Consider the following 9,732-nt stretch of genomic DNA (forward strand, 5'->3'; position numbering starts at 1 on the left):
CTGGGGCGGTTGCGCGCCGTGCCCGCTCCAGGGCCTGCCCCTCCCTTTTTTACCCCTTCCCGTTTTCAAGGAGTTGCCCTGCCATGCCCGGTCTGTTGCCCGATGTCGATCCCGATGGCCTGCTGGAGTTCTCGGTCGTGTACACCGACCGGGCGCTCAACCATATGTCGCGCCGTTTCGCCGGCGTGGTGCAGGACATCCTCGCCACGCTGAAGTCGGTGTACGGCGCCCACACCGCCGTGCTCGTTCCCGGCAGCGGCACGTTCGGCATGGAGGCGGTGGCCCGCCAGTTCGCCAACCGCGAGAAGGTGCTGATCGTTCGCAATGGCTGGTTCAGCTACCGCTGGAGCCAGATTTTCGACGCGGGCGGGCTGGGCGGCGGTGCCGTGGTCTGCCAGGCGCGCCGGCAGGGCGAGGGCCCGCAGGCACCCTGGGCGCCGTGCCCGGCCGACGAGGTGGCGCAGGCCATCCGCGCCGAACGGCCGAAGGTGGTGTTCGCGCCGCACGTGGAGACGGCCAGCGGCATCCTGCTGCCGGACGACTACCTGCGCACCGTGGCGGAGGCGGCGCACGAGGTGGGCGCGCTGTTCGTGCTGGACTGCGTGGCTTCCGGCGCGATGTGGGTGGACATGCGTGCCACGGGCGTGGACGTTCTCATCTCCGCGCCGCAGAAGGGCTGGAGCGGCTCGCCCTGCTGTGCCATGGTCATGCTCAGCGAGCGCGCGCGTCATGCGATCGAGGGAACGCAGAGTTCCAGCTTCTCCTGCGACCTCAAGAAGTGGATGCAGATCGCGGAAGGCTACGAGAAGGGGCAGCATGCCTACCACACGACCATGCCAACCGATGCGCTCATGCGGCTGCGGGACGTGATGTTCGAGACCCGCGACGACGGCTTCGAGCGGGTGCGCGAGCGGCAGATCGAAATGGGGGCCAAGGTGCGCGCGCTGCTGGAGTCGCGCGGGTTCCCGAGCGTGGCGGCCGAGGGCTGGAAGGCGCCGGGCGTAGTGGTGAGCTACACCACCGATCCGGGCATCCAGAGCGGCCGCAAGTTCCTGGAGGCGGGGCTGCAGACCGCTGCGGGCGTGCCGCTGCAGTGCGGCGAAGGGCCTGACTTCCAGACCTTCCGCATCGGCCTGTTCGGGCTGGACAAGTGGCGCAACGTGGACCGCACGGTCGGCCACCTGGCCGCGGCCCTGGACCGCATCGCGCCCGCCCGGGGCTGAGTCCGCGCCGGGCGCGGCCGCGCCTGGGGCCTGTTGACAGGCCCTAAACCGCCAAGCCCGTACGGGCAACAGTTCCTTACGCCCCGCCGGGCGGCGGGCGGGCTATTCTCCGGGCATGGACAGCAGCAGTCGCAACCGCAACCCCGGCGACGGCGGGCCCGCGCCGGGCATGGAAGCCCTGGGCGCCGCGGGCGGCCTCCTGGGTGTGCCACCCCTGGGCGAAAGCCCTTCGGCGTCGCCGGCCGCCACCGAGCGCGCGCTGGCGCTGGCGCGGTCGAAATGGCTGGCCACCGGGCTGCTGCTGGCCGTGGCGGCGGTCTTCGCGGGCACCTATGCCCTCCCGCCGAGCCTGCTGGTGTCGTGCGTGCGCGCGATGGCCGAGGCAGCGATGGTCGGTGCACTGGCGGACTGGTTCGCGGTGTCCGCCCTGTTCCGCCGGATCCCGCTGCCCTGGGTGCAGCGCCATACCGACATCATCGCGCGCAACAAGGAGCGCATCGGTGGCAATCTGGCCGTGTTCGTGCGCGACAAGTTCCTGGACGCCCCCTCGCTGGTCACGCTGATCCGCCGCCACGACCCGGCGGACATGCTGGCGCAGTGGCTGACGTCGCCGGGCAACGCGCAGCTGCTGGGGCGGCAGGTGGCGCGGCTGGCGCTCGCGGCGCTCGATACGGTGGAGGACGCGCGCATCCAGCGCTTCATGAACCAAGCCGCGCGCGCGCTGGTGGGGCAGCTGGACCTGTCGCGCACCATGGCCGCGGCGCTGGGCGCGCTCACCCAGGGGGGGCGCCACCAGGTGCTGCTGGACGACGTGCTGGCACGCGTGACCCTGCTGCTGCGCGCCCCCGAGACGCGCACCTTCATCGCGGAAGCCATCGTGCAGTGGATCAAGCGGGAGCATCCCCTGAAGGAGAAGGTGCTGCCCACCGACTGGCTCAGCGGCAAGGGGGCGGGGGCCATCGCCCAGGCCATCGACAGCCTGCTGGCCGAGGTGGCGAGCGATCCGGCGCACCAGCTGCGCTCGGCGCTCGATGCCGCGGTGCAGCGCCTGATCGAGCGGCTTCAGACCGATCCCGACTGGGAGCGGCGCGGCCTGGAGCTGCGCGAGTACCTGCAGAACGACGAGACCCTGGGCCGCTACGTGCACGACCTGTGGACGAACCTGCGCGAGCGGTTGCAGAAGGACCTGGCCGACGACGACTCCGAGATCTCCCGCAGGGTGGCCGCCATGGGGCAATGGCTGGGCATGGCCCTGGCAGGCGACCCCGCGCTGCGCGTGCGTCTGAACGTGCGCCTGCAGCTCTGGGCCACGCAGGTGGCGCCCGACCTGTCGCAGTTCGTGGCCGAGCACATCCGCAACACCGTGGACCGGTGGGATGCCAAGGAAATGGCGCGGCTCGTGGAGCTGCACATCGGCAGTGACCTGCAGTTCATCCGCATCAACGGCACCGTGGTCGGCGGCCTGATCGGACTCGTGCTGTTCGCGCTCTCGCACGCGCGGGAAATCGCCCAGGGGCTGGGAATCCTCGCCGCCGGCTGAACCGGCGGCTTCCATCGCCGGGTCAGCCCTTGCGTGGTTCCTCGCCCGCCGCGTGGGCCCGCGCGATGGCCAGGATGACCTCGCGTGCCAGGCGCCGCTGGGGGACCGGCAGCTTGAGATAGATGTCGAAAAGCTCTCGGTCGTCGTAGCCGAGTCCGGCATGCCATTTGTGGAGAGGCTCGCCTGCCGCGCGCAGGACGGCGCTGCCGTCCCCGGCATCGACGAAGTCCTCCAGCGGCACGCGCAGCCACTGCGACAGCGTGGTGAGCTTGCGGGGGCCCGGCATGGTTTCCCCGAGCAGCCACCGGCGCACGCCGTGGAGCGTCATGGGCTTGCCCCAGTGCCGTGTATTGAACTCGCGTTCCAGCACCGAGGGTTTGGGTTCGTAGCCTGCCGTTTCCATTGCCTCCCGCAATTTCCGGGCGAATTTTTGTTTTGCTTGGTCCTGCATGCCGGCACGCTAGGGACCCCTGCAGTGTGTGGCGTGACTCGGAAGGCGGGTTACGTCCGGGGTGTGATCCCTGGTTCAGTGGACTGCGGGGAACGGGTGTCCGTACGTCAGCTCCGGCCCCGCCGCTCTTCTTCCGCGGCATGCGCGCGGGCGATGGCGAGGATCACTTCGCGGGCGATGCGGCGCTGCGGCACGGGCAGCCGCAGATAGACCTCGAACAGCTGGCGGTCGTCGTAGCCCATGCCGGCGTGCCAGAGGGCGGCGGGCTCGGTGCTGGGGCGCACGGCCTGCGGGGCCGCGTCTTCCAGGAAGTCCTGGAGGGGGATCTGCAGCCACTGGGAGAGGGTGACGAGCTTGCGGTGGTCGGGCAGGGTTTCGCCGCGCAGCCAGCGCCGCACGCCGTGCAGGCTCATGGGCTTGCCCCAGTGGCGGGTGTTGAATTCCCTCTCGAGAACGGACGGCCGGGCCTCGTAGCCCGCCTTTTCCATAGCGTTCCGTAACTTCTCGGCAAAATTTTGCTTTGCATCCTGCATGCAGTCACGCTATGGATCGCCCATCGGAATGGGGTGATTCGGCTATATAGTCACGAAATCAACGTGATTTGTGGTTACAGATGCGGTGTGCGGCGCTGTCCGGCGGGCCGGACGGGCATGCACAGGTGACCGGGAACGGATCCACGACAAAGGGAAGGGCGTGCGATGGAGGACGTGGTTGGCATGGCGCTGCAGGCGCCGGAACGGGCGCTTTGCGTCGGGGGCTGGGGGGTCTCCGAAAACGGGGAGCGTAGCGAAGGGTACAACTCCCGGCCTGCGGGCCGGCCGGAGCCTGAAGACCCGATGGAGAGCGCCATCGCCCAGTTGCGGCTCGCGTGGTGCATGAAGGACCCCGACACGACGGCAGACCGCTGGATCGCCTCGGCCGAGTGGCCCTTCCGCGCGATGGCGCTGGCATTGGAGGCGCGCCGGCGTGCCCTCTGGGGCCGGCTGTCGGCCCTGGGGATGGCGCGCCTGCAGGCCCAGGGAGAAGGGCTGGACACGGTGCTGCGCCTGGCGCGGCGGCTGCCGCGCGGGATGGCGCCCACGCGCGGCGCAGGGCTGGGGGGCACGCCGGAGCAGGGTGCCCCGCGGCTGGAGGATCTGGCGGGCCTGGTGGGCCGTGCGGCGGACCTGCGCAGCTATGGCTGGCAGGGGCTGTCCCCCGGGGCCATGGTGGCCTGGGCGCTGGGGCACGGGGCTGGCGCGGTGGGCGCCGCGTCGGAGAATCCGACGGTGGCCTGGCTGAGCGGCGGCGCCGTGGCAGCGGCCAATGCGCAGGGGCCCTGCATGGTGCTCGGCGGGGTGATCGATGCGGTGGTGCTGCGTGCCCTGCGCGCCAGCGCGGAAGGCCGGGTGGACGAGGCGCTGGCGATCGCCCGCATGCATTCCGCACCGCTGCAGGATGCGGCGGAGCAGGTGGAGTGCGCCGCCACCATGCTGGACGCGATCGACCTGCGCGTGCAGGAAATCACCTGGCTGCTCGGGCGGCTGGAGGCGCGCCTTGGCCCGGTGGCGCACCGGGCCGAGATCGCGCTCGCGTTGCGGGAGGCGCGCCAGGCGCACCCGGTGCGCAACGCGGGGCAGGGCCTGGCGCCTGAGCTGTTGCCTGGCGAGCGTGCGGTGCTGGAAATGCTGACCACGCTGGGCGGCGCGCTGTACCGCACCGCGACGGTCCAGCTGCTGGACGATCTGGGTCGCCTGACGCGCCAGAGCGGCGAAACCGTGGCCCGCATGCGGCGCTGGCTGCTGATGACCCCGGCGGGGTAACTCCGGGGCAGCGCGGCGCAGCGGTACGGGCACGGCGCGGTGGAGCGGGCGATGCGCCTCGTGCGACGGCATGCTGCAAACGGAGCGGCACCACAGGGGTGGGCCGTCCTAGAACCGGGGCAGATCCGGGTGCGCGATCTGGCCGCCGCGCACCAGCATCTTGCCGTACTCCGCGCAGCGGCTCAGCGTGGGGATGACCTTGCCCGGATTGAGCAGGCCGGCCGGGTCGAACGCGGCCTTGAGGGCGAACATCTGTGCGTTTTCCTCGGTGGTGAACTGGGTGCACATGCTGTTGAGCTTCTCCACGCCCACGCCGTGCTCGCCCGAGACGGTGCCGCCCATGGCCACGCTGGTTTCCAGGATGTCGGCGCCGAAGAGCTCGCAGCGGTGCAACTCGTCGGGGTCGTTGGCGTCGAACAGCACCAGCGGGTGCAGGTTGCCGTCGCCGGCGTGGAAGACGTTGCAGCAGCGCAGGCGGTATTTCTTTTCCATCTCGGCGATGGCGAGCAGGATGTCGGCCAGGCGCTTGCGCGGGATGGTGGAGTCCAGGCACATGTAGTCGGGGCTGATGCGGCCGCTTGCCGGGAAGGCGTTCTTGCGGCCGCTCCAGAAGCGCAGGCGCTCGGCCTCGTTCTCGCTCACGGTGATGGCGGTGGCGCCGGCCGCGCGCAGCACCTCGCTCATGCGGCCGATCTCTTCCTCCACCTCTTCGGGCGTGCCGTCGCTCTCGCACAGCAGGATGGCTTCGGCGGTCAGGTCGTAGCCGGCCTTGACGAAGTCTTCCACGGCGGCGGTCATGGGCTTGTCCATCATCTCCAGCCCGGCCGGGATGATGCCGGCCGCGATGACGGCGGCCACCGCATCGCCGGCTTTGCGCACGTCGTCGAAGCTGGCCATGATGCAGCGCGCCAGCTGGGGCTTGGGGATGAGGCGCACCGTGGCCTCGGTGGTCACGGCCAGCATGCCTTCGCTGCCGATCACGGCGGCCAGCAGGTCGTAGCCGGGGGCATCGAGCGCCTCGCTGCCGAACTCGACCGGCTCGCCTTCCACGGTGAAGCCGCGCACGCGCAGCACGTTGTGCACGGTCAGGCCGTACTTCAGGCAGTGCACGCCGCCCGAGTTCTCGGCGATGTTGCCGCCGATGGTGCAGGCGATCTGGCTGGACGGGTCGGGCGCGTAGTAGAGCTGCCAGGGCGCGGCGGCCTCGCTGATGGCGAGGTTGCGCACGCCGCACTGCACGCGGGCCGTGCGGCTCACCGGATCGATGGAGAGGATGCGGTTGAAGCGCGCCAGCGACAGCGTGACGCCCAGCGCATGCGGCATGGCACCGCCCGAGAGGCCCGTGCCCGCGCCGCGCGCCACCACCGGCACCTGCAGCGCATGGCAGGTGCGCAGCACGGCCTGCACTTGCGCCTCGGTCTCGGGCAGGCAGACCACCAGCGGGCGCTGGCGGTAGGCGGTGAGGCCGTCGCATTCGTAGGGCGTGGTGTCTTCCGCATGCCAGAGCAGCATGTGCGCGGGCAGGTGGGCCGCGAGGGCCTGCACCACCTGGGCCTGCCGGGCGGCGCGTTCGGCGGCGCCGGGGGGCGGGCTGGCGGTCGTGGGGCCGGGGGATGCAGCGGGGAGGGGGGCGACGGCGCTCATGCCCTTGACTTTAGAGGAAGGCGGCCCGCGAGTGCGTGAGTTTTCTTTCAGCGCCGCGTGAATCGGCCGGATGACCGGCCGGATCGATCACACCGGTCCGGGGCTGACCGGGCGCCGGCTGCCTTCCAGCAGCCAGAGATGCCGGCTGGCGCGGGTCAGGGCCACGTAGAGCATGTTGCGTTCCCGGTAGGCCTCGTGCCGCGCGGCGGCACGGGGAAAGCGGCCGCGCTCGACCAGCGGCACGGCGACGTATGCGTATTCATGGCCTTTGCAGCGCTCCACGGTCAGCAGTTGCAGGCTGGGAGCCTCGTTGTGGCGGTGCTGCCGGATGCCGGACTCCACCATGAGCGCGAGCTGTCCCAGGAACTCATCGACGGACAGGCCCGCGCAGATGCGCGAGAGCGCCTGCAGGCTGTCCAGGCACTGGCGGTGTTCATGAGGGCTGATGGGGGCTTCGGCGAAGAATCGGTGCAGCAGCGGATGGCTGCAGAGCCGGCCGGCGTCCGCGCACACCTCGGGCGGCAGGTCGAGCCAGGCCTCGCAGGCGGCTGAGGCCACGGACGCGTTGGGGTCGAAGCTGGCGCGCAGCAGGAAGTCGCGCATGCGGTCCGGCTGGTGGACGAGTTCGGCGGCCACGGCGCGGGTGTCCACTTCGGCGGTGGAGTATTGCGCCAGCGCCTGCAGGTCGAACTGGCCATTGGCCAGCACGTCGGCATCGGGCCGGCTGCCGCGCCGCACATAGCGCATCAGGCCGTCGAGGGCGCTGCTCAGGATGCCCTGCGTGAGCCGCACGTGGCCGCCGCAGCCCGGCAGCGCGCGTAACAGGGCCAGCACCAGGGCGATCGCGGGGCGCTGGTAGAACCGCTTCAGCCCCTTGCAGGCGTAATGGATGCCCTCGTGGGCGAAGCGCCATTCCAGCAGCACGGAGTCCTCGGGCGAGCGCAGCACCACGGTCAGGCAGGGCGCCGTACCGTTCGCGGGGGGCGGAGCGTCCTGCACGCGTTGGTGGACGGCCAGCAGCTGCCGGGCGCAGTCCTCGTCGCTGTCATAGGTGAGCCGCTCGAAGCGGGCGGCCTTGGCGGGGTAGTGCGTCTCGAATTCCACGCCGAAGAGCGGGTTCAGGCCTTCGCAGATGGCCTTGCCGAAGCGGTAGGTGGTGTTGAGCGTGAGCACTTCGGGCGGCTCGGGCAGTTCCTGCCGGATGCGTTGCAGCCCGTTGCCGAAGACGGAGAACGCGCCGGGCAGGATGTGCTGGTTGAAGTCGCCCGCGCCCACGAACACGCCGTTGCCGCCTGCAACGAGGTGGCGCAGCACCAGCATGGCGGCCTCGTCCAGGTCCTGCAGTTCGTCGAACAGCACTGCGTCGTGGCGGTCCTCCAGCCAGGGGTATGGATCGCCGAAGTCCAGCGCGCAGAGCTGCCGGGCGATTTCGTAGGTGCAGTCGCCCGGAGCATAGAACTGTGGTTCGTCGTCCGGTCCCCGGCGCAGGCGCTCGTACCGGCCCAGCAGCAGGTAGAGTCCGTAGTCCAGCGCGTGGTCCCGGCAGTAGGCGGCCGCGTGCATGCCTTCCCGGTCGATGTCGCGGTGCAGGAGGCGCTGCTTGGCCAGGGCCTCGAAGTCGGTGAAGGCCTGCACGTCGAGTTCGCGGGCCAGGAAGTCGACGGCCTCGGGCGGTGCCTCGTGCCGCAGTTCCTGCAGCAGCGCGGCGTGGGCCTGGCGGATCAGCAACTGGCGCTCCAGCGGCTCGGTGAGTGCGTTCACGGGCAGGCCCTGCGCTTTCAGCAGGCCGGCGCAGAGCTGCTCCACCGTCATGATCCGCACCTCGCGCGCGTCGGCCGGCATGTAGCGGCCCAGCCGGTCGCGGAGGGCGGCGAGGCCCGCGTCGGAGTAGGCCAGCATGAGCACCCGGCGCGCACCGTGCATCTGGACCAGGTCCGCCGCCTTGGTCGCCAGGGTGGTGGTCTTGCCCGTGCCTGCCAGCGCGTTGATGAGCACCGTCTTCGCCGTGGTGTTGAGGACGGCCTTCTGCTCGTCGTTCGGGCGGCGCTGGATGAAGGGGGCGGCGGGGGAGGGATGCTGGGCCATTGGATCCGATGCAGGAGGCCCGCAGGGCCTCGGGGGTGTTGTCAGGTGACCCTGCGCAGCCATTCGGCGAAGGCGGCACATTCCCAGCGGTCCATGGTGCCGGTGCGCCAGCAGAGGTAGTGGGCATGGGGGCTGGGCGCATCGAGCGGGAACAGCCGCACGAGGGTGCCGTTCTCCATCCAGGATGCGCCGAGCTTGAGGCGCACGAGCGCCACGCCCATGCCGGCCGACGCGGCGTCGCACATCAGGCCGATGTCGTTGAACTGCGAACCTTCCGAGGGCTCCGCCCAGCCGAGTCCGGCGGCGGCGAACCAGGTGCGCCACGGCTCCAGCGGGCTGCGCAGCAGGGGCGTGCCTTCGAGGTCCGCGGGGCGTTCGAAGGGGCCGTGCTCGCGCAGGAAGGCGGGGGAGGCCAGGGGCGTGACGACGTCGCGCGACAGCTCCACGTGCTCCATGTCGGCATAGTGCCCCGGGCCGAAGCGGACCACGAGGTCGGCGTCTTCCGCCACCACGTCGAGCAGGGGGATGGAGACGTGCAGTGCCAGGTCGATCTCCGGGTAGGCCTCCGTGAACTGGCGCAGGCGCGGGATCAGGATGGCCCGCGCGAAGGTGGGCGTGACGGCGATCTTGAGCCGCCGCTTGCCCGGCGCGGCCGCCGTGCCCGGAAAGCGCTGCAGCGCGCCCAGGCCCTCGCGCACGTGGGCCAGGTAGGCGCTGCCTTCGGTGGTGAGCGAGAAATCCGCCCGCCCGAACAGCCGCGCACCCAGGATCTGCTCCAGCTGGCGCACGCGATGGCTCACCGCGCTGGGCGTGACGCACAGCTCGTCGGCCGTCTGCGTCACGCTGCGCAACCGCGCCAGCGCCTCGAAGGTCAGCAGGCACTGGATCGGCGGGATGCGCTGGGCGGCGCTTCTGGAAGACGGCGAAGTGGGGCTTAGGGAGGCCATCTCACGGATTCCCGACGCCACGCTCCGCCTGCCGCGCAGC

At 70.9% G+C, this 9,732-nt stretch carries 8 protein-coding genes; 3 read left to right on the top strand and 5 right to left on the bottom strand.

Annotated features, from left to right (window positions below; all coding sequences use genetic code 11):
* The first annotated feature begins 83 nt into the window (after nucleotides 1-83).
* Nucleotides 84-1,223: an aminotransferase class V-fold PLP-dependent enzyme gene (locus ACGHC0_RS03160; protein ID WP_415267396.1), complete on the top strand. Its 1,140-nt coding sequence runs from the start codon at nucleotides 84-86 to the stop codon at nucleotides 1,221-1,223.
* 115 nt (nucleotides 1,224-1,338) lie between these two features.
* A complete protein-coding gene (locus ACGHC0_RS03165; RefSeq protein WP_368353948.1) occupies nucleotides 1,339-2,763 on the top strand; it encodes a DUF445 domain-containing protein in 1,425 nt (474 codons plus the stop codon).
* Between the two features lie 22 nt (nucleotides 2,764-2,785).
* Here the strand turns inward: ACGHC0_RS03165 and ACGHC0_RS03170 are convergent, their stop codons facing one another.
* Both ACGHC0_RS03170 and ACGHC0_RS03175 read right to left on the bottom strand, forming a co-directional pair.
* On the bottom strand, nucleotides 2,786-3,214 hold the full coding sequence (locus ACGHC0_RS03170) for an XRE family transcriptional regulator (RefSeq protein WP_368353949.1): 429 nt from the start codon (nucleotides 3,212-3,214) through the stop codon (nucleotides 2,786-2,788).
* A gap of 107 nt (nucleotides 3,215-3,321) precedes the next feature.
* A complete protein-coding gene (locus ACGHC0_RS03175) occupies nucleotides 3,322-3,747 on the bottom strand; it encodes an XRE family transcriptional regulator (RefSeq protein ID WP_368353950.1) in 426 nt (141 codons plus the stop codon).
* A gap of 303 nt (nucleotides 3,748-4,050) precedes the next feature.
* On the opposite strand from ACGHC0_RS03175, the gene ACGHC0_RS03180 reads away from it, so the two are divergent.
* Nucleotides 4,051-5,016: a hypothetical protein gene (locus ACGHC0_RS03180; protein ID WP_368353951.1), complete on the top strand. Its 966-nt coding sequence runs from the start codon at nucleotides 4,051-4,053 to the stop codon at nucleotides 5,014-5,016.
* Between the two features lie 108 nt (nucleotides 5,017-5,124).
* Here the strand turns inward: ACGHC0_RS03180 and ACGHC0_RS03185 are convergent, their stop codons facing one another.
* From ACGHC0_RS03185 to ACGHC0_RS03195, 3 genes are all read right to left on the bottom strand, one after another.
* Entirely contained in the window at nucleotides 5,125-6,660 is a 1,536-nt protein-coding gene (locus ACGHC0_RS03185) for an FAD-linked oxidase C-terminal domain-containing protein (RefSeq protein ID WP_415267397.1), read from the bottom strand.
* An 87-nt stretch (nucleotides 6,661-6,747) separates the two neighbouring features.
* Nucleotides 6,748-8,745: a UvrD-helicase domain-containing protein gene (locus ACGHC0_RS03190; protein ID WP_415267398.1), complete on the bottom strand. Its 1,998-nt coding sequence runs from the start codon at nucleotides 8,743-8,745 to the stop codon at nucleotides 6,748-6,750.
* Nucleotides 8,746-8,786: 41 nt separating this feature from the next.
* Entirely contained in the window at nucleotides 8,787-9,692 is a 906-nt protein-coding gene (locus ACGHC0_RS03195) for a LysR substrate-binding domain-containing protein (RefSeq protein WP_368353954.1), read from the bottom strand.
* Nucleotides 9,693-9,732: the final 40 nt, after the last annotated feature.

The organism is Acidovorax sacchari (assembly GCF_042847045.1).
In the GTDB taxonomy this organism is placed as follows: Bacteria; Pseudomonadota; Gammaproteobacteria; order Burkholderiales; family Burkholderiaceae_C; genus Paracidovorax; species Paracidovorax sacchari.